Origin of the sequence: Rhodopseudomonas palustris BisB18, assembly GCF_000013745.1 — a bacterium.
GTDB classification, from domain to species: domain Bacteria; phylum Pseudomonadota; class Alphaproteobacteria; order Rhizobiales; family Xanthobacteraceae; genus Rhodopseudomonas_A; species Rhodopseudomonas_A palustris_F.
The window spans coordinates 4,602,845-4,627,612 of sequence record NC_007925.1; the positions used below are offsets into that span (position 1 = coordinate 4,602,845).

24 protein-coding genes and 1 pseudogene are annotated in these 24,768 nt (G+C 64.5%); 16 read left to right on the top strand and 9 right to left on the bottom strand.

The features are described 5' to 3' along the window. Positions 1-109: 109 nt before the first annotated feature. From RPC_RS26935 to RPC_RS20715, 7 genes and pseudogenes are all read left to right on the top strand, one after another. Positions 110-517: pseudogene (locus RPC_RS26935) on the top strand (excinuclease ABC subunit UvrB); the annotation flags it as partial. 56 nt (positions 518-573) lie between these two features. Beyond that, positions 574-852 carry a type II toxin-antitoxin system RelE/ParE family toxin gene (locus RPC_RS20690; RefSeq protein ID WP_011474546.1) on the top strand — a complete coding sequence of 93 codons (279 nt, stop codon included), beginning with the start codon at positions 574-576 and terminating at the stop codon, positions 850-852. A gap of 12 nt (positions 853-864) precedes the next feature. Beyond that, the gene (locus RPC_RS20695; RefSeq protein WP_011474547.1) at positions 865-1,170 is read left to right on the top strand and encodes a HigA family addiction module antitoxin; all 306 of its coding nucleotides are present in this window, start codon (positions 865-867) and stop codon (positions 1,168-1,170) included. A 160-nt stretch (positions 1,171-1,330) separates the two neighbouring features. Then, a complete protein-coding gene (locus RPC_RS20700; RefSeq protein WP_041803133.1) occupies positions 1,331-1,567 on the top strand; it encodes a DUF1902 domain-containing protein in 237 nt (78 codons plus the stop codon). Continuing rightward, complete coding sequence (locus tag RPC_RS20705) at positions 1,568-1,762, top strand: type II toxin-antitoxin system HicA family toxin (RefSeq protein ID WP_011474549.1); 195 nt, start codon at positions 1,568-1,570, stop codon at positions 1,760-1,762. A gap of 364 nt (positions 1,763-2,126) precedes the next feature. Continuing rightward, positions 2,127-2,270, top strand: a complete 144-nt coding sequence (locus RPC_RS26940; protein WP_415914751.1) for a hypothetical protein — start codon at positions 2,127-2,129, stop codon at positions 2,268-2,270. Continuing rightward, on the top strand, positions 2,257-3,480 hold the full coding sequence (locus tag RPC_RS20715; RefSeq protein ID WP_011474551.1) for a type II toxin-antitoxin system HipA family toxin: 1,224 nt from the start codon (positions 2,257-2,259) through the stop codon (positions 3,478-3,480). The genes RPC_RS26940 and RPC_RS20715 overlap by 14 nt, the downstream gene beginning before the upstream one ends. A 188-nt stretch (positions 3,481-3,668) precedes the next feature. Here RPC_RS20715 and RPC_RS20720 read toward each other — a convergent pair whose 3' ends face one another. Then, complete coding sequence (locus RPC_RS20720) at positions 3,669-4,040, bottom strand: (2Fe-2S) ferredoxin domain-containing protein (protein ID WP_415914752.1); 372 nt, start codon at positions 4,038-4,040, stop codon at positions 3,669-3,671. A gap of 199 nt (positions 4,041-4,239) precedes the next feature. On the opposite strand from RPC_RS20720, the gene RPC_RS20725 reads away from it, so the two are divergent. Further along, a complete protein-coding gene (locus RPC_RS20725) occupies positions 4,240-6,324 on the top strand; it encodes a methyl-accepting chemotaxis protein (RefSeq protein WP_011474553.1) in 2,085 nt (694 codons plus the stop codon). A 152-nt stretch (positions 6,325-6,476) separates the two neighbouring features. Then, positions 6,477-6,893, top strand: a complete 417-nt coding sequence (locus tag RPC_RS20730; RefSeq protein WP_011474554.1) for a hypothetical protein — start codon at positions 6,477-6,479, stop codon at positions 6,891-6,893. A gap of 37 nt (positions 6,894-6,930) precedes the next feature. On the opposite strand, the gene RPC_RS20735 is transcribed toward RPC_RS20730, so the two are convergent. Continuing rightward, positions 6,931-7,824, bottom strand: a complete 894-nt coding sequence (locus RPC_RS20735) for an SDR family oxidoreductase (RefSeq protein WP_011474555.1) — start codon at positions 7,822-7,824, stop codon at positions 6,931-6,933. Positions 7,825-7,937: 113 nt separating this feature from the next. Here RPC_RS20735 and RPC_RS20740 point away from each other — a divergent pair, with 113 nt between their 5' ends. Next, positions 7,938-8,186, top strand: coding sequence for a FitA-like ribbon-helix-helix domain-containing protein (locus tag RPC_RS20740; protein ID WP_011474556.1), 249 nt, complete (start codon positions 7,938-7,940; stop codon positions 8,184-8,186). After that, entirely contained in the window at positions 8,183-8,605 is a 423-nt protein-coding gene (locus tag RPC_RS20745; protein ID WP_011474557.1) for a type II toxin-antitoxin system VapC family toxin, read from the top strand. Before RPC_RS20740 ends, RPC_RS20745 begins: the two co-directional genes overlap by 4 nt. A 241-nt stretch (positions 8,606-8,846) precedes the next feature. Here the strand turns inward: RPC_RS20745 and RPC_RS20750 are convergent, their stop codons facing one another. The 4 genes from RPC_RS20750 to RPC_RS20765 all read right to left on the bottom strand — a co-directional run bounded on the left by RPC_RS20750 (position 8,847) and on the right by RPC_RS20765 (position 15,338). Continuing rightward, the gene (locus RPC_RS20750) at positions 8,847-10,481 is read right to left on the bottom strand and encodes a site-specific DNA-methyltransferase (RefSeq protein WP_011474558.1); all 1,635 of its coding nucleotides are present in this window, start codon (positions 10,479-10,481) and stop codon (positions 8,847-8,849) included. A 563-nt stretch (positions 10,482-11,044) separates the two neighbouring features. After that, positions 11,045-12,490 (bottom strand): adenosylhomocysteinase, encoded by a 1,446-nt coding sequence (gene ahcY / locus RPC_RS20755; RefSeq protein ID WP_011474559.1) that lies wholly within the window; start codon positions 12,488-12,490, stop codon positions 11,045-11,047. 237 nt (positions 12,491-12,727) lie between these two features. Then, entirely contained in the window at positions 12,728-13,924 is a 1,197-nt protein-coding gene (gene metK / locus RPC_RS20760) for a methionine adenosyltransferase (protein WP_011474560.1), read from the bottom strand. A gap of 58 nt (positions 13,925-13,982) precedes the next feature. Further along, complete coding sequence (locus tag RPC_RS20765) at positions 13,983-15,338, bottom strand: hypothetical protein (RefSeq protein ID WP_011474561.1); 1,356 nt, start codon at positions 15,336-15,338, stop codon at positions 13,983-13,985. A gap of 223 nt (positions 15,339-15,561) precedes the next feature. On the opposite strand from RPC_RS20765, the gene RPC_RS20770 reads away from it, so the two are divergent. Both RPC_RS20770 and RPC_RS20775 read left to right on the top strand, forming a co-directional pair. Further along, positions 15,562-16,878 carry a UDP-glucose dehydrogenase family protein gene (locus RPC_RS20770; protein WP_011474562.1) on the top strand — a complete coding sequence of 439 codons (1,317 nt, stop codon included), beginning with the start codon at positions 15,562-15,564 and terminating at the stop codon, positions 16,876-16,878. Between the two features lie 25 nt (positions 16,879-16,903). After that, the gene (locus RPC_RS20775) at positions 16,904-18,433 is read left to right on the top strand and encodes a hypothetical protein (RefSeq protein WP_011474563.1); all 1,530 of its coding nucleotides are present in this window, start codon (positions 16,904-16,906) and stop codon (positions 18,431-18,433) included. 84 nt (positions 18,434-18,517) lie between these two features. On the opposite strand, the gene RPC_RS26575 is transcribed toward RPC_RS20775, so the two are convergent. Both RPC_RS26575 and RPC_RS20785 read right to left on the bottom strand, forming a co-directional pair. Further along, entirely contained in the window at positions 18,518-18,862 is a 345-nt protein-coding gene (locus tag RPC_RS26575; RefSeq protein WP_167532046.1) for a hypothetical protein, read from the bottom strand. A 181-nt stretch (positions 18,863-19,043) separates the two neighbouring features. Next, positions 19,044-20,123 carry a cobalamin-independent methionine synthase II family protein gene (locus tag RPC_RS20785; protein ID WP_011474565.1) on the bottom strand — a complete coding sequence of 360 codons (1,080 nt, stop codon included), beginning with the start codon at positions 20,121-20,123 and terminating at the stop codon, positions 19,044-19,046. A 297-nt stretch (positions 20,124-20,420) separates the two neighbouring features. Between RPC_RS20785 and RPC_RS20790 the strand changes: the two genes are divergently transcribed. The 3 genes from RPC_RS20790 to RPC_RS20800 all read left to right on the top strand — a co-directional run bounded on the left by RPC_RS20790 (position 20,421) and on the right by RPC_RS20800 (position 22,542). Further along, positions 20,421-20,723 carry a hypothetical protein gene (locus RPC_RS20790; protein ID WP_415914753.1) on the top strand — a complete coding sequence of 101 codons (303 nt, stop codon included), beginning with the start codon at positions 20,421-20,423 and terminating at the stop codon, positions 20,721-20,723. A gap of 86 nt (positions 20,724-20,809) precedes the next feature. Then, entirely contained in the window at positions 20,810-21,397 is a 588-nt protein-coding gene (locus tag RPC_RS20795; RefSeq protein WP_011474567.1) for a DUF2939 domain-containing protein, read from the top strand. 125 nt (positions 21,398-21,522) lie between these two features. Further along, positions 21,523-22,542: a glycosyl transferase gene (locus RPC_RS20800; protein WP_041802160.1), complete on the top strand. Its 1,020-nt coding sequence runs from the start codon at positions 21,523-21,525 to the stop codon at positions 22,540-22,542. On the opposite strand, the gene RPC_RS20805 is transcribed toward RPC_RS20800, so the two are convergent. Further along, positions 22,543-24,474, bottom strand: a complete 1,932-nt coding sequence (locus tag RPC_RS20805) for an SDR family NAD(P)-dependent oxidoreductase (RefSeq protein ID WP_011474569.1) — start codon at positions 24,472-24,474, stop codon at positions 22,543-22,545. Positions 24,475-24,768: the final 294 nt, after the last annotated feature.

A 24,768-nucleotide genomic window follows, 5' to 3' on the forward strand; every position in this document is an offset into this window, starting at 1 on the left:
CCCCGGACAGTCCGCAACATGGTTATCACAAGTTGTATCAGTGTTGTGGTGGAGGCTTTTCCTTTTCCACGAACAATTCGGCTAAAGGCTGATCAGCCGGCGCCTTCAAGGCGACAAGCAGTTCGGCGCCGCCGCCAACCTGCCGCAGCAGTCCAAAGAGCGCGGCGGCAACAACACGCCGAAGGTGCGGGGCGCCTCCGGCGCTTCGGCGCAACGCGACGGTTCTTCTCCCTCCCCCCTTGCGGGGGAGGGTCGGGGTGGGGGGTCTAAAGTGGCAGCCTCTCGCATCCACAAGCCCGATCTCGACGAGATGGGCATCGCCACTTGGCACGAGGTCAAGCCGGCGCGCTCCGGCCGCGCCAAGCCGCGCAAGCCGACGCTCGACGAGATGGGCCCGGGCACCGAGAGCAGGATCTTTCAGCCGAAGACGTCGCGGGAATCCGGCCCGGAATTCGGCCCCTCGCCGCGCTCCTCGGGCGGCGCGCCGGGACATCGCGGCGGGTGGAAGAAGAGGTAGTTGGCGCGGCTGGCATTCCACTTGCGCTATTCCCCAACACGGAATAGCTTCCCCGGATGATCCGCTCGTTCCGAGATACGGCAACCGCAAGGCTGTTCGCAGACCAGGACGTAGCGCGATTTCGCGCCATCGAGCGTCAAGCCCGCCGGAAGTTACTGCTGCTCGATGGCGCTGGAGCGTTGGACGATCTGCGGCAGCCGCCCGGTAATCGGCTAGAAGCCCTCAAGGGTGATCGCCATGGACAACATTCGATCCGCATCAACGATCAATGGCGGATCTGCTTCGAATGGCGCGACGGTGGCGCGGAGATGGTCGAGATCGTGGACTATCATTAGAGGACGGCGACGATGGTCAGACCAAAACAACTCGCCCCGATCCCTCCCGGCGAGATCCTGATCGAGGAGTTTATGAAGCCGAACGGCATCAGCCAGAACCGGCTGGCGCGCGACATCGACATCAACCCGGCCCGCGTCAACGACATCGTCCACGGCCGCTCGGCCATCACCGCCGCTGTCGCGCTGCGGCTAGCGAAATATTTCGGCACCACGCCGGAACTGTGGATGAATCTGCAGGCGTCTTACGACTTGCGCCGTGCCCGCGCCGGCGATTGGCCGACCATCGAGCCGCGCGTGCGGGTGCTCGCCGCCGAATAGGCGAACGGTTTTCAGCCGACTTTGAGCCGGCAATTCGGCCCGGAATTCGGCCCCACGCCGCACTCGTCGGGCGGCGCGGCGGGGCACAGGGGCGGGTGGAGCTGTATGAATGTCCGCCGAGCTGCGCTATCATTCCGGCTGGACTGATCAGGAGTCAACGATGTCGGCAACCCTGACCATCCAGGTCGATTACGACGAGGAGGCCGGCGTCTGGGTCGCCGAGTGCAGCGAGATTTCGCTAGTGACCGAGGCCGACACCTTCGAGATCCTGTTCCGCAAATTGCCGGACATGATCCAGGACGTGCTCACCGACAACGCCGATCCGCGCGCCGGGACCGACGTGCGCTTCGAACTGATCACGCATTCCCATCCGCGTCCGCGGAGCCGCGTCGCCTGAATGACCGACTTCGCGCCGGCCGTGAAAGATATCCTCCGACAGAACGGCTGCGAATTCGTCCATCAAGGCAAGGGCGACCACGAGATGTGGAAAAGCCCGATCAGCGGCAAGACCTTTCCGGTCGATTCCAAGATCAAATCGCGACACACCGCCAACGGCATCTTGAAGCAGGCGGGACTGCCGAAGGCGTTTTGAATCACCCGACGGCAATGGGGTGCTCACCATGACAAAACCCGCGTCGCGCGAGTTCGGGCCCGGAATTCGGCCCCTCGCCGCGCTCATCGGGCGGCGCGCCGGGGACATCGCGGCGGGCGGAAGAAGAGAAAATGAAATTATTCTTGCCCTTAATGCGTTTTCATGAAAATAAAGCTTCATGACATCTCGCACTCTGCCTTTTCCAGTAGCAGACGCATTGCCCAGATTAGGAGCGGCGATCCGGACGGCACGCATTCGGCGCCGTAAACGGGCGGCGGATTTCGCCCATCGTCTCGATGTGTCGTTGCCTACGTTACGCAAGCTGGAGTCGGGAGACCCGGGAGTTTCTATCGGCAAATTCGTCATGGCTCTTTGGCTGCTCGATCTGTTGCCCGCCATGATCGAGGCGCTCGATCCGGCGGCGGACGAAGTGGGCCTGACCCTGGATCTCGCGCGGATGCCGAAGCGTGTCAGACACGGGGGCGAGGTCGATCTTGACGACCTCTGACGTCGCCTTCGTCTTCACGGCTGTTCCCGACGGGATTCCAGCCCTTGTCGGGCGATATCGGCACCTACGCGCTGGCGCCTCCAAAGCCTTCGGCGAATTTCAGTATGTCGGGTCGTGGTTGCGCCGCTCAGATGCATTTCCGCTCGACCCGGTGAACCTGCCGCTGTCGCGAGAGACGTTCACGACGGTGAAACGCGGCCGATTGCACGGTGCCCTGGCCGATGCGACCCCCGACCGATGGGGACGTGAACTGGCGATCTTGGCCACGCCGGGGAAAATATTCTCGCCGGTCGATTGGCTGCACGTTGCGGGGCCCGACCGCGTCGGGTCGCTGGCCTTCTCGTCCGACACCGACATGACGGCAACCGTCAACAATGCCCGCCTGGGCCTCGGATCATTGGAGGCCATCGCCGCTGAATTCGAGAAGATTGAAGCCGGCCTACCTGCCTCCCCCGAAGCCAAGCGCATCTACGACGCCGGCGTATCCATGGGCGGCGCCAGACCCAAGGCCGTTCTCGATGTGGACGGCGCGCTCTGGATCGCGAAATTCGAGCGGAAGACCGACACCTTCGACCAATGCGGCGCCGAGCATGCGACCATGCGGCTCGCGGCCACATGCGGCATCGACGTTCCGGAGACCCGGCTTGTCCAGATCGGCTTCCGGAACGCCGTGCTGGTGAAGAGGTTCGATCGATCGCCCGCGCCGGATTTCGCCCCGACCGTCCATTTCCTGAGCGCGTTGTCGCTCTTGAACGGCGACGAGACGGTTGCTGAAGGGTCATACGCCGCCATCGCGGCGGAGTTGCTGCGTCATGGAGCGCGCCCGGATGAAGATCGTCGGGAGCTTTTTCGTCGCATGATCTTCAATGTGCTCTGCGGCAACCGCGATGATCACCTCAAGAACCATGCATTTATCTACGATGGGCGCGAATGGCGGCTGTCGCCGGCGTTCGACGTCGTGCCGCAACCGGACATGCAGCCTGAGCATGCCATCGCTCTGGGCCGATTAGGCGTGTTTCCGAGTATCGCGAACTGCCTCAGCCGCTGTGGCGATTTCGGGCTGTCACGGGAAGCCGCTGCAAGCGAGGTCGAGCGCCTTGCTCGCCAGGTCCGCGAATGGCGCTCATTCTTCGAAGCGGAAGGCATCTCGCAGGCGACCATCGAGAGGATCGCCTCCGCATTCAAATTGGCCGACGAATTCGAATCGTAAGCTCCCCGCTCCCTATCAAATCCCACATGGCGGCCGCGGCTGAAGAAGTCGTGGGCGGTTTTGTTGGCTACACGATCGTCGATGGCAAGATCGGGTTTTGTTCGCGAGGGAGACAACGGGGTACACGGGTCATTTGTATCGGCGTGCCACGCTGAACACAGCTACGTGGTGTTTGCGTCGATGCGAGATCACCCCTCCCCCATCAACACCCCCGCCGCCTCCCCTGCCTCTCCCGCTTCCTTCAGCAGCAAATACTCGTCGCGCTGCAGGGTCGCGGCGCTGGCCGCTACGACGGCGCGTTTCGGGCAGATGCCGAGGCAGCCGGTTATCACCAGGCGCGGGCGCTTGACGCCTTGCGCCTGGCTGCGCTGCTTCAATGCGGATTTCAACGCCCGCTTCAGCGCCTTGCCGTCGTCGACGCGCGACAGGCATTTGCGGCAGATCAGCACAGGCGGGGCGCGGCGCGGGCGGGCGATGACGAGGGACGTTGTCTTGACCATGCGTTCGATATGGGAGGTCAGCGCGGCCGATGCCAGGTAATCAGGCCAAGACGGCTGCAATCGCGCGCGACGTCCGTCGCTACGCTGCGCTCGGAGGCGCCCTCCGCCCCGCCACACATCGGTTGAAGCTTTCGCCAGCCTGACGTCGTCCCCGGCGGTGCACGCTTGCTCACCCGGGCGCCCGGTTCCCGTCAACGCTCGCTTAAGCCCGCTGCGCTACACTGAAAGCCTTGCTTTTCCCCTGCTGCGGACCCGCTCCATGAAAATCGGCACTTTGCTCACCCTCGCCGTCGCTTCGCTCTCGGCCGTCGGCGGCGGACTCGCGGTCTATCTGGCTGCGACCAAATACCAGACCATGGAGCAGGTCTCCAACGCGCAAGCGCGGCTGTCGCTGGTGCGCGCGGTCGGCGACATTCCGCGCTACCTCAATTCCGAACGCGGTTTCTCCACCAACATCCTGTTCGGACCGGCCGTGGTCGACCCCAAGCTGCGCGCCGAACTGGACGCCAAGTATCGCAAGCCGACCGACGGCGCGCTCGACAAGATGAACCAGATCAGGACCAACTCCGTCGCGGCGTTCGACGACGGCGCCAACATCGCAAGCCAGATCGAGGCGCTGAACGGCCGCTTCAAGGCGCTGCGCGGCGCGATCGACGCGGCGATCGACGGCCCGGCGGAGCCCCGCCGCGACGCCGCCAAGAAGATCATCGCCGACAATTCGGCGTTCAACGCCGCGGTCACCACGCTGCTCGCCGAGCAGGTCCGCAAGATCGCTTCGCGCAGCGGCGCGGCCTACCGGCAGGCCACCTACGCCAACGTCGCCTGGTCGCTGCGCGACGTCGGCGGCCTGAATTCCAGCCTGCACAAGAACATCGTCGGCGCCAAGCGCGTCGCCACCGAGGCCGAACGGCTGGAGCTCGCCCGCTCGCAGGGCGCGTCCGATCAGATCGAGGCCTCGCTGCTGGCGCTGCGCGGCAATCCGGCGACGCCCGCCAATGTCGCCGCCGCGCTGGACAAGATGAAGGAGATCTTCGTCGATCGCTTCGGCAAGGAATTGAAGATGGTTCGGACCGGCGCGGTGAGCGGCCAGTTCGAACACGACGTCGAGACCTATTACGGCGAGACCCAGATCGCGCTCGCCTCGGTGATCGGCGTGCGCGACGCCTTCTATGACAATGCCGAGGAGATCCTGGCCGACGCCTATGGCGACGCGCGGCTCAGTTTCCTGATCGCGGTCGTGGTGCTGCTGGCGGTTGCCGGCGCCGGCGCCGGCCTCGTGGTGATGGTGCGACGCCGGATCTGCCAGCCGATCGTCGATATCACCGCCTCGATGTCGCGGCTGGCCGGCGGCGACGCCACCGGCGCTATTCCCGCCAGCGACCGCCACGACGAGATCGGCGCGATGGCCGCCGCCGTCCAGGTGTTCAAGGACAACATGATCCGCGGCGAAGAGCTGGCCGCCGCCCAGGCCGCGGAGAACGACGCCAAGATGCGGCGCGCGCGGATGATCGACGATCTCACCAAATCCTTCGAGACAAGGATCGGCGAGCTGGTCGAGGGCCTGTCGTCGTCCTCCGCGACCATGGAGTCGACCGCCCGCGCGATGTCGTCGACCGCCGCCACCACCAACCGCCAGGCCGGCCTGGTCGCCGGCGCCTCCGAGCAAACCTCCTCCAACGTGCAGATGGTGGCCAGCGCCACCGAGGAATTGACCTCGTCGATCAGCGAGATCAGCCGCCAGGTGGCGCAATCGGCGCAAATCTCCGCCCGCGCCGTCGCCGACGCCAAGCGCACCGGCGACACCGCGCAATCGCTCGCCGCGGGCGCGCAGAAGATCGGCGACGTGGTGACGCTGATCCAGAACATCGCCTCGCAGACCAACCTGTTGGCGCTGAACGCCACCATCGAGGCGGCGCGCGCCGGCGAAGCCGGGCGCGGCTTTGCCGTGGTCGCCTCGGAGGTGAAATCGCTGGCCGGCCAGACCGCGCAGGCCACCACCGAAATCTCCGAACAGGTCGCCGCGATCCAGAACGCCAGCGACCAGACCGTGACGGCGATCCGCAACGTGCTCGAGGTGATCACCGAGATCGAGCAGATCGGCGGCGCCATTGGGGCTGCGATCGAACAGCAAGGCTCGGCCACCAAGGAGATCGCCCGCAACGTCCAGGAAGCCGCGCACGGCACCCAGGAGGTCAACGCCAATATCTCCGGCGTGCAGCAGGCCGCCAACGACACCGGGGCCGCGGCGACGCAAGTGCTGGGCGCCGCCGAAGAGGTGTCGCAGCAGTCGAAAGATCTCGCCAGCCAGGTCAACCGCTTCCTCGCCGACGTCCGCGCGGCGTGAGGGCGGCCGAGCCAGAACGCCGATCGACACCACGTGCACCGGCGATCGCTCGCCTGGCGACTTGCCAGACGCCGCGAAATCGCTAATCCATGCAGCACCGCGTAGTTAGCGCTCAGACATTTAAGCTTGCGACACTCAAAGGACTTGAAGCCATGGCGGACGCCGATCTCGATGTCATCATCCGGCAGCTTGCGAAGCAACAGACCCGGACGCTGACCGCCGCCGCCAAGACGCGCCGCGATCGCTATCTCGGCCTCGCCGCCAAGGCCAAGGACGCCGCCGCCAAGGCGCGGTTCAAGGCGCTCGGCAAAGAGGCGTTCGAGCAAGGCACCGCCGCCGCCAAGCGGCTGCAGACCTCCGCCGACAACGCCGCGGATTCCTACGCCCGCGCGATGCGCAAGGCCGCGGAGGCGCCGGCCGCGAAGCCAGCCCCGACCACCGCCCCGCCGGCCAACAAAACGCCGGCGGCCAAAAAGCCCGCGCCCGGCAAGCCGGCCAAGAAGGCGGCGCCGGCCAAAAAGCCGGCCAAGAGCGCGAAAGTTAGCGCGACCAAGAAGGCCAAACGCTGATCGCAGCGCTGCTGCGGCGCCGCCGCGCCGGCGTCGCTCAGCGGCGGAAATTCGGCCGGAACGGCCGCGGCTGCCAGCCGATCTCGGTCGCCGCAGGCGTCAGATCGAAGGTCATGTCCTTGGCCATCCGCCCGACGATCGCGCCGGAGATCCCCGGCACCACCTTGGCCACCACCGGCACCACCACCGCCCAAACGAAGCCCGGCAGCGGAATAATCATCCGCCGCAGCCCGAGCCCGTCGAAGATCCGGCCGACCATCTCGCGATAGCTCAGCGTCTCGCCGCCCGGCAGGTTGTAGGTCTTGTTAAAACAATTCGGCCGCGACGCCGCGGCGATCGCCGCCTGCGCCAGATCGTCGGCGTGCACCGGCTGGCGCAGCCCCTCACCGCCGCCGGCCAGCGGAAAGAAACGAAAGCGCCGGATCAGCGCGGCGATCCGCGACACGTTGGCGTCGCGGCCCTCGGCATAGATCAGCGTCGGCCGCAGCACCGTCCAGGCGATGCCGCGCGCGGCGCACTGCTCGATGATGCGGCGCTCGGCCTCGGCCCAGCGGCGGATCATCTCGCGCTCATCGGGATCGTCGGAGTTCTGCTTGGTCTCGAGGCTGGTCGAGGTGAAGACCACGAGCCGCGTCATGCCGTGCGCCGCGAGCGCTGGGATCGCGTCGGCCACGAGCGCCGCCGGACTGGTCGCATACACCGTCTCGAGCGAAGGCAGCGCTAAGCCTGCGGGATCGGCGAGGTCCGCGGTCAGCCATTCGATGCCCGGCGCGGCGGCCTGCGGATGTCGCGACACGCCGATCGGCAACTCTCCGGCTTCGGCGAGCCGCCGCAGAATCAGCCCGCCGACCATCCCGGTCGCACCGATCACCAGAGGCCGTGGCGCGGTGTTATGGCCGCCAGTTGCGGCGCTGTGCCCCGAGAGATTCATCAGCAACGGATCTATCCTCGTCCATCGAATGTCAACGTTCGTTCCTTCCCTTCCACGCTTGCTCGCCAACCTTTCAATGACTATTTTGCAGTCATTGACTGATGGAGGCCGGCATGGCGGTGATGACGATCCGGAATATCGACGATGCCATCAAGAAGCGGCTCCGCGTGCGCGCCGCCGTCAACGGGCGCTCGATGGAAGACGAGGCGCGGGACATCCTGCGGTCGGCGCTGTCGACAGACGAGCCGCGCGCGCGCAATCTCGCGCAGGCCATCCATGAGCGGTTCACGGCGCTTGGCGGCGTCGACCTTCCCGACACGCCGCGCCAGGCGATCCGGCCGCCGCCGGAATTCGGCGAATGATCGTCCTCGACACCAACGTCATTTCCGAGCTGATGCGTGCAAAGCCGGATGCCGCGGTGATGGCGTGGTTCGGTCAGCAGCCGATCGCCGGCGTGTTCACGACGACCCTTACGCAGGCTGAGATTTTTTACGGCCTGGCACTGGTGCCCGAGGGACGCCGCCGGGACCAACTGATCGCCGCCGCGCGACCGATCTTCGAGATCGATCTGGCCGGTCGCGTGCTGCCGTTCGACACCGACGCCGCCGACGCCTACCCGGCCATCGCGGCGAGCCGGCGACACGGCGGCCACCCCATCAGTCAGATCGACGCCCAGATCGCCGCCATCGTCCGCTCCCGCGGCGCCCGGCTGGCAACCCGCAATGTTGCGGATTTCGCGGACTGCGGGATTGCGGTGGTCGATCCGTGGATGGGGACGTAGCGGTCCACGTAGCCCGAACGAGCGCAGCGATATCCGGGACAGCAAGCGCATTCTTCGTAGGGCGGATTAGCCGAAGGCGTAACCCGCCGAACAGCCGCAGGGCTTGTCTCGACGCAATGGCGGATTACGCTGCGCTAATCCGCCTACGGGCTGACCGCACTGTCGCGACGGCGCCAGAGGCAGCGGCCGGTCGAACTTCACCATCAGATGTCGGACCCTTCGCGTGATCGAACAGCCTTGATTACAAATCCAGCGTGCTCTGCTTTTCTAGATTCTCGCGTTTGGCTTTCCTGAAGACTGAGGGATCGACCCAGGGGATATGAGGGCGCTTACCGTCGAACAAATCCTCGATGGTGAGGATCTGAATCTTCTCGAATTTGCCGTGCAGCGGGCTCTCGTAGAAGCCGGCGGCGGTGGCTTCGGTGCGCATCCTGGTGGTCGGGTCTTCCAGGGTCAGGAAGATGCCGATCTTGGCCTTCTCGCGATCAACCGTCGCGATCAGGTCGCGAATCATGCCGACGCCGACATTGCCGCCGCCCTTGACCGAGACAATCGCCTTCTCGGTGATCTTGCCGTCGGGCTTGAAGTACAGATAGCCGTCGACACCGCCATCGGCACCCTTCTGGCCGCCCTTGTAGGGCTGCGCCTCGACCATCGACAGCGCCCAGAGCTGAAACTGATGCTTATCCTGCGTGGCCAGCGCCTGCGCCGCGCCGATGTCCTTCGGCACACCGTGAATTTCGAACTGAGCATGCGGAAAGGCATCGATCAGCCGCCGCTTGATAAGATTGATCGCCAGATGGGTGACATCGATACCGATCCAGTTGCGGTTCAGCTTCTGCGCCGCATGCACGGTGGTGCCGCAGCCGCAGAACGGATCGAGCACCACGTCGCCTTCGTTAGACGAAGCGGAGATGATGCGTTCAAGCAAAGCAACGGGCTTTTGAGTACCGTAACCCAGGTTTTCTTTTCGCGACGGAAGGCCAATGTCACTCCAATCATTCTGAAGCGCTACGCCGGGCATCTCGTCGAGATACCTCTTTTCAGCAGGCACGGTTCCGGGACGCGTTTGAATTACCTTCCCTTCATTTATAAGTTGTTGCATTCGCAGTTTGGAGTAGCGCCAGTAGCGGGTGACACCAAATATTTCGTAGCTAGGATTTCCTTTGGCTGCTCCTCCTGGCCCGGTGATGTCGCTCAAGCGGTACCGACGACCATCTGGATCTGAAAACTTATAAAAATCTCTAACATACTCCTCAGAGTAAGGCGTGTATTGCTGGTTCCAATTCCACTTGTCAGACTTCGTGTAAAAGAAAATGATATCCCGAACATTTCCGTACTGCGTCCGGCCCTGCTTTGCATCGTTGTGAGCAGATTGTCTACGCCAACTAATTTCTGTTTTGAACTGCCGCTTACCAAACACCGCATCTAGTAAGATCTTTAAGTAGTGGCTCGCTGTCGGGTCACAGTGAAGATATAGCGATCCGGTCGGCTTAAGCACCCGATGCAGTTCCAGGAGACGAACCGCCATCATGGCAAGGTACGCCATCATGTCGTTGTCTTTGAGGAAGGAGCGCATTGCCCGCAGCATTTCGCTGACATCGGAATTGCCCGATTGGATCACCTCGTCAAAGGCGCGCTCAGCTGTTGGGCTCCAGTGCCAAGTGTCATCAAAAGCCTCGATCTGCGCTGGGCTGCTTTCGCCTCCCGGCGCGTGAAACAGCACGTTGTAGCTGGCGTTGGAATTGAACGGCGGGTCGAGATAGACCAGATCGACCGACTCGCTGGCGATCGAACCACCCAGGATGTCGAGATTGTCGCCGTAATACAGATGGTTCGGCGCGAGTTGCTTAGGCGTGGACTTGGCGGAGGACATTGCAGAGAATCCTTTGTCAAGCGACGCTACCGGGGGTTGGGGCGACGCGCAACGGATCGGGGCTGTATTTTGCGCCCGCAAGAATGTCGATGTCCTGAAGACGAAAAAAGCCCCGGATCGCTCCGGGGCTTTGTCCTGGCGGCCGGGGCAAGCCCGACAATGACGGCACCTGGTCTTAGTAGCGATAGCAAGCGTAGCCCGGATGGAGCGAAGCGCAATCCGGGTCTTCCGATTCGACGATGCATCTCCCCGGATTTCGCTTTGCTCCATCCGGGCTACGGACTGAGCGTTTGGCCAACGCGGCGCCGTGCCCCGGATGCTGCGCGGCGCGCCGCGCTTGCGGCGTGGTGCGCTGCTGATCCGGGGCCCCGCTTCGACGACGCTCAACCGCTTTGTCCGGCAGCGTAGCGGGGTCCCGGATCTGCGGAGCAGCACTCCGTGCTGCACCGCGTCCGGGACACGGGGCTCAGACGCCCGCCAGCAAAAAACCCCGGATCGCTCCGGGGCTTTCGTGTGTGGATGGATCGCCGGGTCAAGCCCGGCGATGACGGCGGCAACCGATCTCAATACCGATAATGATCCGCCTTGAACGGGCCTTCCGGCTTGACGCCGATGTAGTCGGCCTGGTCGGGGCGCAGCGTGGTCAGCTTGACGCCGATCTTGGCGAGATGCAGCCGCGCGACCTTCTCGTCCAGCGACTTCGGCAGCACGTAGACTTCCTTCTTGTACTTGCCGTCCTTGTTGTTGGCGTAGAGTTCGATCTGCGCCAGCGTCTGGTTGGTGAAGGAGGCCGACATCACGAAGGACGGGTGGCCGGTGGCGTTGCCGAGGTTCACCAGGCGGCCTTCCGACAGCAGGATGATGCGGTGGCCGTCCGGGAAGGTGATCTCGTCGACCTGCGGCTTGATGTTGTCCCACTTCAGGTTCTTCAGATGCGCGATCTGAATCTCGTTGTCGAAGTGGCCGATGTTGCAGACGATGGCGCGATCCTTCATCGCGCGCATGTGCTCGATGGTGATGATGTCCTTGTTGCCGGTGGCGGTGACGAAGATGTCGGCGCGGGGTGCGGCGTCTTCCATCGTCACCACTTCATAGCCTTCCATCGCCGCCTGCAGCGCGCAGATCGGATCGACTTCCGACACCATGACGCGGGCGCCGGCCTGGCGCAGCGAGGCCGCCGAGCCCTTGCCGACGTCGCCGAAGCCCGCGACCATCGCCACCTTGCCCGACATCATCACGTCGGTGCCGCGGCGGATGCCGTCGACCAGCGATTCGCGGCAGCCATAGAGGTTATCGAATTTCGACTTGGTGACCGAATCGTTGACGTTGATCGCCGGGAACAGCAGCGTGCCGGTCTTCTGCATGTCGTACAGCCGGTGCACGCCCGTCGTGGTCTCTTCGGAGACGCCTTTGATGTTCTTGGCGATCTCGGCGAAGTAGCCCTTCGGCTTCTCTTTCAAGAGCCGCTTGATCAGGCCGTAGAACACTTCCTCCTCTTCGGAGTTGTGCTGATCGAGGAACACGGTGTCGCCGTTCTCGGCGCGCAGCCCCTGATGCACGAACATGGTGGCGTCGCCGCCGTCATCGAGGATCATGTTCGGGGTCAGAATTTCACCCGGCTTTGCGCCGTGCCAGTCGAACATCTTGGCGGTGTAGGCCCAATAGTCTTCCAGGCTCTCGCCTTTGACCGCGAACACCGGAACGCCGGCCGCGGCGATCGCCGCGGCGGCATGGTCCTGGGTCGAGTAGATGTTGCACGACACCCAGCGGACGTCGGCGCCGAGCGCGACCAGCGTCTCGATCAGCACCGCGGTCTGGATCGTCATGTGCAAGGAGCCTGCGATCCGCGCGCCCTTCAGCGGCTGCGTCGGGCCGTATTCCTCGCGGGTGGCCATCAGGCCGGGCATCTCGGTCTCGGCGATCGAGATTTCCTTGCGGCCGAAATCGGCGAGGCCGATGTCCTTGACAATGTAGTCGGTGAAGCTGGGCTTCTTGGCGGTGGCGGTCATATGGGTTTCCTGAAACGGAGTAATTCGGACACGTCGATACGAAACAAAATCGAGCGTTTTGTGACGATTCCCGCGAGCACAGCGTCATCCTGAGGTGCGCGCACTGTTGTGCGCGCCTCGAAGGATGGCCGCGGGCACTTCGCCGGGTCATCCTTCGAGGCTCGCCGAAGACGGCTCGCACCTCAGGATGACGGCACGACCTCCCCCGGCGAGCTGCCGAGGGAGCGACTTGCTTACTTAGATAGCGCGCTTCAGCGCCTCCGCCAGATCGGTCTTTTCCCAGGAGAAGCCGCCTTCGGCATCCGGGGTGCGGCCGAAATGGCCGTAGGACGAGGTCCGCGCATAAATCGGCTTGTTGAGATCGAGATGCTTGCGGATGCCGCGCGGGGTGAGGTCCATCGCCTCGGCGACCGCCTTCTCGAGCTTGTCCTCGGTGACCTTTCCGGTGCCGTGGGTGTCGATGTAGATCGACAACGGCCGCGCCACGCCGATCGCGTAGGCGAGCTGCAGCGTGCAGCGGTCGGCGAGGCCGGCGGCGACGATGTTCTTCGCGAGATAGCGCGACGCATAGGCCGCCGAGCGGTCGACCTTGGTCGGGTCCTTGCCGGAGAACGCGCCGCCGCCATGCGGGGCGGCGCCGCCGTAGGTGTCGACGATGATCTTGCGGCCGGTCAGGCCGGTGTCGCCGTCCGGGCCGCCGATGAAGAACTTGCCGGTCGGGTTGATGTGCCAGATCGTCTTGTCGGTGATCCAGCCCTCCGGCAACGCCTCGCGCACATAGGGCTCGACCCGCTCACGAACCTGGTTCGAGGTCATGTCCTCGACCAGATGCTGGTGCGACACCACGATCTCGCGGACGCCGACCGGCTTGCCGTTCTCGTACTGGATGGTGACCTGGCTCTTGGAGTCCGGACCCAGCACCTTCTCCTTGCCGGAGTGGCGGGCTTCCGAGATCAGCCGCAGGATCTTGTGGGCGTAGAAGATCGGCGCCGGCATCAAGTCGGGGGTCTCGTTGGTGGCGTAGCCGAACATGATGCCCTGGTCGCCGGCGCCCTCTTCCTGATTGGTACCGGGCTGCAGCGCGTCGACGCCCTGCGCGATATCCGCCGATTGCGGATGCAGCAGGATCTCGATGTCGGCGGTCTTCCAGTGGAAGCCGTCCTGCTCGTAGCCGATGTCCTTGATGGCTTCGCGGACCACGTGCTCGATGTGCTCGTTGGTGACCGAGGCCGGACCGCGGGTCTCGCCGGCGATCACCACCTTGTTAGTGGTCGCCAGCGTCTCGCAGGCGGCGCGGATCGCCCAAGGATCGATGCCCGCCTTCGGACCTTCGCGGAAAAACAGATCGACGATTTCGTCGGAAATCCGGTCACAGACCTTGTCGGGATGACCCTCCGAAACCGATTCACTCGTGAACAGATAAGACGCGCGCATCAAACCAACCCCTTTCCGCCGGCACCCGGCGGCCCTTTCCTGATGATGTCCTGAGAAGTCAATCGCGGCGGCGCGAGATGACATAGGATTCGTCGTAAAACCAGAGCCCGCTGTGCTTGCGCAACACCTCTCTGGTGGCATTGAGATAGTGGCCGCCGTCAGTCATTTCGGTTAATCGGTCATCCTCGATTTGAGCCACATAGACGGCTGCGTTCCAGGCTGCAAAAGCCGTGGATGTCCCGATCGATCCGGTGACCTCGTTCGGCAGCGCCTCCATATCATATCTGAAGATCGAACGACTATCGGCATAAGCATTAAAGTTGAGGTCGCGGCCCGCCGACCCCAGCTCGTATTTCACAGCGCGCAATAGCTCATGGCGGCTCACGGCAAAAGGATTTTCTCCGGGCCACACCGCCCGGACAATGTCCAGCCCCGGATCCTGGCCATGGGAGTGAATCCCGATCAGCCGGCCCCCGGGGCGCAGCGCACGCGCCAAGGGGGCGATGATCCGCTTAGCCCGAAAGTTTACACTGGATTTCGCCCGGTAGGGTTGCGAGGCGATCACCAGGTCGAAATTGGCCTCGCTGCGGCCCGCCCGGGGAATCATCGAATCGAGCAAAAAGCGGTGATCTTCCCGATAGATGACGATGGCGACGGGGCGTTCATAGATCGGCATTCCGGACCGCGCACTGATGCTGGCGCGCCAGTTCTCTTCCAGGAACGGGCCGAGTTCGGCGATCTGGGTCTCGAACTCTCCGGACGAAGATCCGCGCAGCACCACTTCGTGCCAGATCATCCCGGCGGCTGCGGTCGGCGACGCCGGGGTCAGCCAGGGCGCCTCGGCATAATACATATTGGTGAGAACAAACACCGTCGCCGGATGCTCGAACAACCGGTCCGGCACTTTGTCCAGTGTCAGCCGAACATCCTCCAGGCTGAGTTCCTTGCCAGCGATGTAAAACGGCATATGCGGGAACCGGCCATGCATGGTGCGCAGCACGCGGGCCAGCACCGTCCCGTCGCCCACTCCGGCGTCGAACACCCGAATCGCCGGTGGGCGGGGATGGATGCTGCCGAGTTCCAGCGCCACCCGTTCGGCGATCACCCGCTTTTCGCTGCAGGTGTGGACGAACAGCAGGTATTTTTGGCGGTTCTCGAAAAACCGGAAATTGCCCTGCGGATCGCGGCGCTCCGGCGGCACCACCAGGCCGCGCGGCGGCGGCACGCCGCCCTCGGTGCCGACGGCGATGAAGGCGCGGATCCGGTCCAGCGTGTCGATGGTGATGCGCTTGCCCTCGCGCAGCCGATGCACCAGCTTGCCGTCATTGACGGCGCGGCGGCCAAAGGTGGTCTCCGCCATGCCGACGCGGCGGCAGAAGTCGGAAATCTCGCCGAGCAGCTGGTCGTTCTTCATGGGGCGCCGGTGGGCAGGAGGGATACGGCCTCGGCTGGTAACACAGTCTGCCCACTCTTGGAACGCGCGGCGCGGGCAAAATCGTCCTGCCATGCCAACGTCGTATCGCTGCGTTAGGAAACGGTGATCCGGCCCAAGCCCGGCTTTGGCAGCGGGGCAGCGGTCTGCTATGACGCGGCCGCGCACCGGTCCGCCCGGGCCACCACCAGCGACAGGTTCTTCCATGAAAATTGCCATGATCGGCACCGGCTATGTAGGGCTGGTGTCCGGCGCCTGCTTTGCCGATTTCGGCCATCAGGTCACCTGCGTCGACAAGGACGAAGCCAAGATCGACGCGCTGCGGCGCGGCGAAATTCCGATCTTCGAACCGGGTCTCGACGCCCTGGTCGCCTCCAACGTCAAAGCCGGCCGGCTGGATTTCGCCACCGAGCTGTCGGCGGCGGTCGGCGAGGCCGATGCGGTGTTCATCGCGGTCGGCACGCCGTCGCGACGCGGCGACGGCCATGCCGACTTGAGCTATGTCCATGCCGCCGCCCGCGAGATCGCGGTGGCGCTGAAGGGTTTCACCGTGGTGGTGACCAAGTCGACGGTGCCGGTCGGCACCGGCGACGAGGTCGAACTGTTGATCCGCGAGACCAACCCGACCGCCGACGTGGTGATCGCCTCCAATCCGGAATTTTTGCGCGAAGGCGCAGCAATTCGCGACTTCAAATTCCCCGACCGCATCGTGGTCGGCACCGACGACGAACGCGGCCGCAAGGTTTTGGGCGAGATCTACCGGCCGCTGTCGCTGAACGCCGCGCCTTTGATGTACACCGCGCGCCGCACCGCCGAGCTGATCAAATACGCCGCCAACGCCTTCCTGGCCACCAAGATCACCTTCATCAACGAGATCGCCGATCTCGCCGAAAAGGTCGGCGCCGACGTCCAGGAAGTGGCGCGCGGCATCGGCATGGACAACCGGATCGGGCCGAAATTCCTGCATGCCGGCCCGGGCTTCGGCGGGTCGTGCTTTCCCAAGGACACCCGCGCGCTGGTCAAGATCGCGCTCGATCACGACGTGCCGCTGCGCATCGTCGAGGCGGTGCTGGCGGTCAACGACAACAGGAAGCGCGCGATGGCGCGCAAGGTCTCGCACGCGCTCGGCGGCCATATCCGCGGCAAGACCGTCGCGGTGCTCGGCCTCACCTTCAAGCCGGATACCGACGACATGCGCGAGGCGCCGTCGATCCCGCTGGTCACCGGCTTGCTCGACATGGGCGCCAAGGTGCGCGCCTTCGATCCGGTCGGCATGGAGCAGGCCCGCGCCGAATTGCCCGAGGTGACCTATTGCGACGATGCCTATGCCTGCGCCGAGGGCGCCGACGCATTGGTGATCGTCACCGAATGGGTCCAGTTCCGCGCGCTCGATCTCGGCCGGCTGAAAGCCGCGATGAAGCAGCCGGTGGTGGTCGACCTGCGCAACATCTATCGTCCCGAACAGATGGCCGCGCACGGCTTCGTCTATGAAAGCGTCGGACGCGGGACGGGGGCGTCCTGATCCACTCCAAGGGCACATTCGCGCAATGCCGCATCCGGAGGATCTACAACATCGCACTGGACGCTGGGGGGAGCGATCGACGCTGCTGATCGTTATCCTCGGCTGCCTGCTTCTGCTGCTGTTCGGGTTTTCTCGCGAGACTTTCTTCCGAAATTTCGTCGACGCCGACAAACTCCTGGCCGCCGAGTGGACGCGGCACGTGTTCCACGACGGGCTCGGCTGGATGCAATTTCAGCTCCCGCGAACGCCCAGTCTGTTTCCCGACCTATTGTTGTTTGCACCGGTACAGATCGCCACAGGCTCCTGGCGCGTGGCGACCTTCGTGCTTGCAGGTACCTTGCTGATCACCTTGGTCGTCATTGCCGGCCTCATCGTCGGCCGCATCGCGACGTTACCGAAAGCGCCAGCGATCGCCGTGTGCTGGATCGTCAGTGCCACGATGCTGAGCGCCGAGCTGGCATTCTCGGGAGCCGGCCGGCATTTCCAAGCCCTGCAGCCCGTGGCGCATGGCGGTGCATTTATCGCTTCGCTGGCGGCGGCATGGCTGACCGATCAGTTGCGGCGCAATTTTCGGCCTTCGGGAGCCATCGTCCTGTTTGCGATCTGCGCTCTGGGAGTCGCGTCGGACAAGCTGTTCGTGCTCTGCTACAGCGCGCCGGTGGCGGTCGCACTGCTGCTCAGCCCCACCGCCTCCCGGAACCGCCGATGGTTGCTGTCCGGCGTAGCATTGGCGTCGGCCGCCGGCCTGATCGGGGACGGCTTTCTCAACCGGCAGCCGGACATTCCGTTGAATTGGTCGATGATACCGCATCACATCGGCTTGTTTTTCAGCGAGATCAACGCCTCTTTACTGGTCGGAACGCTGATCCCGATGCTGCTGTTGCTGGCCGCGCCGCTGGCCGTGCGCTGGTTACCCGCGGGTCGCCAGAACCGTGACGGCGCACGGTTCTATTGGACTATCGCAGCCTGCGCCATGGTCGGCACGCTCAGCCTGACCGCCGCATTCCTCTACGAAGATCGCGGCGCCTATCGCTATCTCGCCAGCGTTATCTGGTGGCCGACGATCTTTGCGGCCGCCGCCGTCGGCCTGCTGCTGAAGCGATGGACTTCGCTGATCGTCGGGCTGACGTCGGTGGTCGCGGCGGGTTTTGCGGCGATAGCCCTGTATGCCGTGCTGAGGCCCTCGATCTCGCTCTGGACCTGGCAGCATCCTGCCGTCGACTGCTTGGGCGACGACGCGCAAACCGCCCCACTTCGCGAGGGGCTCGCCGGATACTGGACGGCACGCCAAATCACGGCCAGCAGCGAATGGCGCCTGCACGCCGACCCGGTCAGCGCCACCGGCGAACGCTATCATTGGGGCAACGATCCGCGATCCTATTCAGAAAGCCGCATCGATCGCGGCCGGCCGCCGGACTACCGATGGATCCTGCCGGATGGACTGGATCAGGCCGCGCTCACCGCCCGCTTTGGCCAACCCGCGCGCGTCATCGATTGCGCCGGTCAAACGATCTGGATCTATTCGCAAAGGCTGACCGTCGGCCCCGCAAGATGAGAAAACTGGACCGGCGTAGCGAGTCGTCAGTTCGGGGCTTCAGAAGCCCAAGACGCGCCGCCACCGTTTGGCGTGTCGACGCGCTCAGCCGGCTTTGCTCTGTGTCTGCTCGGCTTCCACTTCGGCCAATAGCTTGCGCAGCACCTGGCGACGGCTTTCGTCGCCGGCTTCGGCCAGCAGTCTCTTGTAGAGCTTGGCGTTTTCTTCCAGGACGAACCTTTGCACGGCCGCACCTTGAGGTTTGATCGGAACCTGGCTTCGCATGGCAAAACGGTACGCTGCAACCGCAGAAAAGTCGCCTCGTACCAACACCAGCAAGCGATGATAGGCTGCGGCAGCGGCCGCACCACGGGGCGATTTGGCGGCGATTGGCCTCGAAGTCTGTCCCAGTGCGATCACGGCGTGCCGCTGTTGAATCGCGACGACCACGAAGCTCAGTACGAAAACCCCGCATAGACGAATGCGGCCCGGCTTTTAAGAGAGAATAAAGCGCTTTTAATTGCTCTTAAGAGCACTTTATCTTCTGCTCTCGAGCCGCTCCACACTGTCGCGCCTGAGGCCTGGACCGGCGCCAAATAAGCGCAGGTTCCTGATCGCCTCTGACGATGCCTCACCTGCCCCACACCTCGTTGGCCACCTCGACCGCCAGCCGCAGCTTGGTCCACTGCTCGTCCTCGGTGAGGCTGTGGCCCTCCGCGGCGGCGGCGAAGCCGCTTTGCGGCGCCAGCGCGAGCTGCTCCAGCGGCACGAATTTGGCGGCCTCCTGCAGCCGCCGCACCAGCTCCGGCTTGCTCTCCAAGGCGCCGCTCTTCGAGCCGATGAGGCCGAGCACCACGACCTTGTTGCCCTTGGGCAGAAACCGCAGCGATTCGAAGCCGCCGGCGCGGTCGCAATCGAACTCCAGGACATAGCCGTCGCAATTGATGCCTGCGAGCAAGGTCTCGGCCACCGGCTCGTAGCCGCCCGACGCAAGCCAAGAGTAGCGGAAATTGCCGCGGCCGACATGGCTGGTGATCACCATGTCGGAGGGGCGTTCGGCGATCGCGTAGTTGATGATGCGGGCATAGACCTGCTGCAGATTGGCGGCGTCCGTGCCGCGCTCCCGCAGCGTCTGCCGCTCGGCCTCCGAGCACAGGTGAGCCCAGACCGGGTCGTCGAACTGCAGATAGCGGCAGCCTTCGTCGTAGAGCGCCTTGACCGCCTTGCGATAGGTCTTGGCGAGATCCTCGAAGAACAGCCCGATGCTCGGATAGGCCTCCTGCGAGATGGCGTCGCGGCCACCGCGAAAATGCAGCACCGAGGGCGACGGAATCGTCAGCTTCGGCGTCACATGGGCGATTTCGGCGTGGCGCTGCAGAACCTTGAACTGCGTCGGCAACGGATGATCGTCGGGAAAATCCAGCTTGCCGATCACCCGCACCGAACGACCGTCGGCATCCAGCTCGCAGCCTGCGAGCCCGCCGATAAAGTCCAGCGGTCCGGAGTCGCGAAATCCGCCGTCGGTGGCGAGCTTCAGCCCATAGGCCGACTGCTTGTGCACCAGCTTTTCGATCTCGACGTCTTCGATCTTGCGCAGATCGTCGGCGGTGATCGCGCCGCTCGCCAGCTTGGCGCGAGCGTCCTCAATTTTCTGCGGGCGCAACAGGCTGCCCACATGGTCCGCACGAAACGGCGGTCTCGTCCGTTGCATCATGTCTCCCTGTCAGTCGAATGCGTCGGCGCGCACACCGCTACACGTTCGACCGGCCATCCAAAACGACCATAGAAAGACATCATTAATTCAATGCAAACCGAACGCCGACAGCTTCACCCTGCCGCGCCGCTCGGATCCGCGCGGGCTGCGCACGTCCTCCGAGACGAGCCGCCGCAGCACAACTGATCGTTGGCAAACCTGGCGCGGCAGCCATATCATTGCCATGGAAGCCAGGATCTATCATTGAGGGGCCGGATGATATTTGCGGCCATCTGGTGGCGAGGCAGGACGATTTTGCGGGTTTCTAATTGGTTCGAGATGGGCTCCTGGCAACGCCGCGGCGCGGTCGGCGCCGTGCTGTTGGCGTGCAGCCTCGGCGGTTGCGGCACCATCAATGAAAAGATTTCCGAAGGCGCCGGCGATTACGTCCCGCAATGGGCCGGCGGGCTGCCGGCGGACGCGCCGCCGCGGCCGGGCAGCGCCAAATACGAGGCCTGGCAAAAGGAGATGGCGCGGCGTCGCGCCATGCCGGCTCCCGAGCGCAAGGAGCTGGAGAAGACCGATCCGTCGGGCTTGCGCCAGTCGAGCGGCCAATAGGCTCGGGGCGCACGGTTGAGCCGCGTTCCGGGCAACTTGCCGCGCTCCAGGACGTTGAACACGCCCGAACCCAGAATGAGGTTGGCATGCGCTGGATGATCGGCGGTCTGCTCGCTGTGTTGCTGCTCGCCGGCGCCTATCTGGGCAGCGCCGCCTTCGCGCTGTCGGCGCTGGCCAACGCGGCACGCCAAGGCGACGGCGCGGAGATCGTGCAACGCACGAATCTCAAGGCCCTCACCGACTCTCTGGCCCAGCAAGTCGTCGCGGCCTATCTGGAGCGCATCGGCGAAACCCGGCGGATTCGGCCGATCGAGAAGGCGCTGGTGAACACCTATGGCGCGGGGCTGGCCGACGCGCTGGTCGGCAAGTTGCTGACCGCGGACAATCTCGCGACGATCTTGAAATCCGGCGCGCTGCAAGGCGCCCCCGGTACGCCATCGATCGCCGGACTGCCGGCCTTGGCGGAGCTCAACACCAGCGATCCGGCGTCGCTGCTCGGGCGCCTGCGCCTGATCAATCCGGTGAAGCTCGCCGTTCGCGTCAGCAACACATCCGATCCGGAGACGCTGGCGGCGGTCGAACTGCATTACGAGGACCTCGGCTGGAAATTGTCCGGCCTCACTCTGCCGAAGCCGATCACCCGCAAGCTTGCCGAGGAATTGCCGGTGCGATAGCGGCTGGCGCGGCGGGCCAGGCGCCGTCGCACGGCGCCGATGGACGACACCACCGCGATCCCCTATACGGCGGTCACCCAGCCCCGATGGACCGTTCGCAGTCCGCAACATCGATCCCACCGGCCATGCCGAACGACGCGCTTCACCCCGCATGGTTGATCTGCCTCGGCGTCGGGTCGGCGGCGGCGCTGGCCGCATTGCTGATCCGATTGAGCTTGCCGCTGCTCAGGCGCTACGCGCTGGCGCGGCCGAATGCCCGCTCCTCCCATACCACGCCGACTCCGCAAGGCGCCGGCATCGCGGTGGTTGCCGCGACGCTGCTGGTGGCCGGAGGTCTGATCTGGCTGCAGGCGCCCGCGGCGCTGGCGACGCTGCTGCCGGTGTTCGCCGCCGCCTTGCTGCTCGCCGCGATCGGCGCGATCGACGACATCGCGCCTCTATCGGTGACGCCGCGGCTGATCGCGCAAGCCGTCGCCGTCGCCGCCATGGTCTGGGCGCTGCCGGACGGCTTGCGGATCGCGCCGTTTCTCCCCGAATGGCTGGAACGCGCCGGGCTGCTCGTCGGCACGCTGTGGTTCGTCAATCTGGTCAACTTCATGGATGGGCTCGACTGGATCACGGTGGCCGAGGTGGTGCCGGTGACCGGCGCGCTGGCGGCGCTCGGCCTCATCGGCACGCTGTCGTGGCCGGACGCGGTGCTGGCGGCGGCGCTCGGCGGCGCCTGTCTGGGCTTTGCCCCGGTCAACAGGCCGGTGGCGCGGGTCTTCCTCGGCGACGTCGGCAGCCTGCCGATCGGGCTGTTGCTGGCCTGGTGCCTGATCGAACTCGCGGCACAGTCGTGGGCGGCCGCGCTGCTGCTGCCGTTGTATTATCTGATGGACGCCACGCTGACGCTGTTGCGCCGGTTGGCGAAGCGCGAGGCGGTCTGGCAATCGCACCGCTCGCACTTCTATCAGCGCGCCACCACCAACAAATTCACCGTCATGCAGGTGGTGTCCGAGGTGTTCGTGTTGAATCTCGGCCTCGCCGCGCTGGCGATCGGCGCGGCGCTGAGCCACTCGCCGATCATCGAAGCCGGGCTGCTGGCGCTCGGCGTCGCGGCGGTCGCGGTGGTCCTGACGCGGTTTTCGCGGCCGCGCCGCTGATCACTGCGCCGCGGTGCGAAGCTCGGCCTCGGCGCCGAACTCCGGCACCGCGGCTTTCAACACCCCGGAGATCTCCGAGCAGGTTTCGTTGCTGACGCCCTGCTCGAGTTGGGTCAGCCATTGCCGCAGCAACGCCATCGGCGGCTGGTTCGGTTTGGCCGCGACGATGCCGGCGATGCCGGTCTCGCTGATCGGCTCCTGCTCGGCGAACAGGATTTCATTCAGCCGCTCGCCGGGGCGCACCCCGGTGAACACGATCTCGATGTCGTAGCCGGGCTGCAGCCCGGACAGCCGGATCATCCGCTCGGCGAGATCGACGATCTTCACCGGCTGCCCCATGTTCAGCACATAGACCGAGGCATCGAACCGCGCCGGACTGAGCGCATGAGTCGCGGCCGTGATCACCAGATCGCAGGCTTCGCGGATGGTCATGAAGTAGCGCACCATGTCCGGATGGGTCACCGTGATCGGCCCGCCGGCCTCGATCTGCGCCTTGAACTTCGGCACCACCGAGCCGTTCGAGGCCAACACGTTGCCGAACCGCACCGAGATCAGCCGCATCGGCGGCTTGCCGCCGTCGGCGCCGGTCATCAATTGGCGATCCAGCGCCTGACAGTACATTTCGGCGAACCGCTTGGTCAGCCCCAGCATCGACACCGGCTGGATCGCCTTGTCGGTGGAAATCATCACCATCGCGGCGGCGCCCGACGCCAGTGCGGCGTCGGCGACGTTGACCGAACCGAAGATGTTGGTCTTGACGCCCTCCGCCCAGTCGCGCTCCAGGATCGGCACATGCTTCAGCGCCGCGGCGTGGAACACGATGTCCGGCTTGAACGCGGTCAGCAATTGGTGGATGCGATCGCGGTCGCGCACGTCGGCCATGCGGCCTTCGACCGCCACCGCGGGCTCCTTGGCGAGAATGGTTTCCATCGCCGCATGCAGCGCCGGTTCGGAATTCTCGATGATCAACAGCCGCGCGGCGCCGAAGGTGGTGACGCGGTCGCAGATCTCGAAACCGATCGATCCGCCGCCGCCGGTGACCACCACGGATTTGCCGCGCACGAACGCCTCCAGCCGGGCGTAGTCGATCTTGACGCTCGGCCGCAGCAACAGATCCTCCACCGCCACCGGCGCCAGCCGCGGCGTATCGCGGCTCTCCTCCAGCGACGGCAACCGGCTGACCGCGAGGCCCAACTTGCGCGCCCGCATCAGCACGGATTCCGGTTGCGCCTCGCTCTCGAACGCCGACGGCGTCATCACCACGAGCTTGATCGGCTTGTTACGGCCGGCGAAATCGTCGACCACGTTGGCCAGATCGTCGATCGTGCCCAGCACCGGGATGCCGCGGATCAGCTGCCCGCGATCCGAACTGGACGGCGACAGGATGCCGACCGGCCATTGCCGCTTCACCGCGCCGCTCTCGACCGCGCGCAGAAACACTTCGGTGTCGGCGGCGCGCCCGATCAGCAAGGTCGCCGCGGCGTCCTTGAGCTTGGCCTGGTTGCGGGTGCGGGTGTAGCGGAAATGCCGGTAGGCCAACCGCGAACCGCTGAGGAAGAACACCTCGAGAAACCAATAGATGATGATGGTGGTCTTGCCGAGAAAGAACGTTCCGAACACGTTCGGCGCCAGGAAGATATAATCGAGCACCAGCAGCGCGACCGTCAGTACGCTGGCCGCGCGCAGGATGTTCAAAAGATCGGGGACGGAAATGAACCGCCACTTGGTGGTGGTCAGATGGAAAAAGTAACAGACGAAAAAGCTGAAAACCACGAAATAAGGCAGAATCGTCAGCAGCAGCGGCAGTCGCTCGGTGAAGTTCTCGCCTTGGAACCGCAAGAAAAAACTGGCGATCACCGCGAACGCCGTCACCCCGGCATCGTGAATCGCGATCAGCCAGTTCCGGTAAGTAAAAGCGGAGATCCTGGTCATCGAGCGGCGGGCATTCGTTTGGGATGTTTCATCACTCACTTTCGCTTACGCGGCCGCTCAACGTCTCGCGGATGTTCCGGTTCAACCGTTGCATAGCAGAACCGAGGCCCTGCACCCGAAGACATTCGCCATTGCCAACAGCAGTCACCGTCACCCCCTGCCGTTTCGTAACCAGGTCGGTAACATGAAACTCCTGCCGCGATTGGACGATCACATCGACAATCCGCCGGCGTGGACAGCCCGAGTTCCCGCGAACCGCGGCGGGTTAAGACCAAACCAAGTCGAATTTAAGAA

Coding starts and splice junctions, on each gene's coding strand:
- RPC_RS20690 (WP_011474546.1), top strand. CDS start 574: ATGATCCGCTCGTTCCGAGATACGGCAACCGCAAGGCTGTTCGCAGAC.
- RPC_RS20695 (WP_011474547.1), top strand. CDS start 865: ATGGTCAGACCAAAACAACTCGCCCCGATCCCTCCCGGCGAGATCCTG.
- RPC_RS20700 (WP_041803133.1), top strand. CDS start 1,331: ATGTCGGCAACCCTGACCATCCAGGTCGATTACGACGAGGAGGCCGGC.
- RPC_RS20705 (WP_011474549.1), top strand. CDS start 1,568: ATGACCGACTTCGCGCCGGCCGTGAAAGATATCCTCCGACAGAACGGC.
- RPC_RS26940 (WP_415914751.1), top strand. CDS start 2,127: ATGGCTCTTTGGCTGCTCGATCTGTTGCCCGCCATGATCGAGGCGCTC.
- RPC_RS20725 (WP_011474553.1), top strand. CDS start 4,240: ATGAAAATCGGCACTTTGCTCACCCTCGCCGTCGCTTCGCTCTCGGCC.
- RPC_RS20730 (WP_011474554.1), top strand. CDS start 6,477: ATGGCGGACGCCGATCTCGATGTCATCATCCGGCAGCTTGCGAAGCAA.
- RPC_RS20735 (WP_011474555.1), bottom strand. CDS start 7,824: ATGAATCTCTCGGGGCACAGCGCCGCAACTGGCGGCCATAACACCGCG.
- RPC_RS20740 (WP_011474556.1), top strand. CDS start 7,938: ATGGCGGTGATGACGATCCGGAATATCGACGATGCCATCAAGAAGCGG.
- RPC_RS20745 (WP_011474557.1), top strand. CDS start 8,183: ATGATCGTCCTCGACACCAACGTCATTTCCGAGCTGATGCGTGCAAAG.
- RPC_RS20750 (WP_011474558.1), bottom strand. CDS start 10,481: ATGTCCTCCGCCAAGTCCACGCCTAAGCAACTCGCGCCGAACCATCTG.
- ahcY (WP_011474559.1), bottom strand. CDS start 12,490: ATGACCGCCACCGCCAAGAAGCCCAGCTTCACCGACTACATTGTCAAG.
- metK (WP_011474560.1), bottom strand. CDS start 13,924: ATGCGCGCGTCTTATCTGTTCACGAGTGAATCGGTTTCGGAGGGTCAT.
- RPC_RS20765 (WP_011474561.1), bottom strand. CDS start 15,338: ATGAAGAACGACCAGCTGCTCGGCGAGATTTCCGACTTCTGCCGCCGC.
- RPC_RS20770 (WP_011474562.1), top strand. CDS start 15,562: ATGAAAATTGCCATGATCGGCACCGGCTATGTAGGGCTGGTGTCCGGC.
- RPC_RS20775 (WP_011474563.1), top strand. CDS start 16,904: ATGCCGCATCCGGAGGATCTACAACATCGCACTGGACGCTGGGGGGAG.
- RPC_RS20785 (WP_011474565.1), bottom strand. CDS start 20,123: ATGCAACGGACGAGACCGCCGTTTCGTGCGGACCATGTGGGCAGCCTG.
- RPC_RS20795 (WP_011474567.1), top strand. CDS start 20,810: ATGCGCTGGATGATCGGCGGTCTGCTCGCTGTGTTGCTGCTCGCCGGC.
- RPC_RS20800 (WP_041802160.1), top strand. CDS start 21,523: ATGCCGAACGACGCGCTTCACCCCGCATGGTTGATCTGCCTCGGCGTC.
- RPC_RS20805 (WP_011474569.1), bottom strand. CDS start 24,474: ATGACCAGGATCTCCGCTTTTACTTACCGGAACTGGCTGATCGCGATT.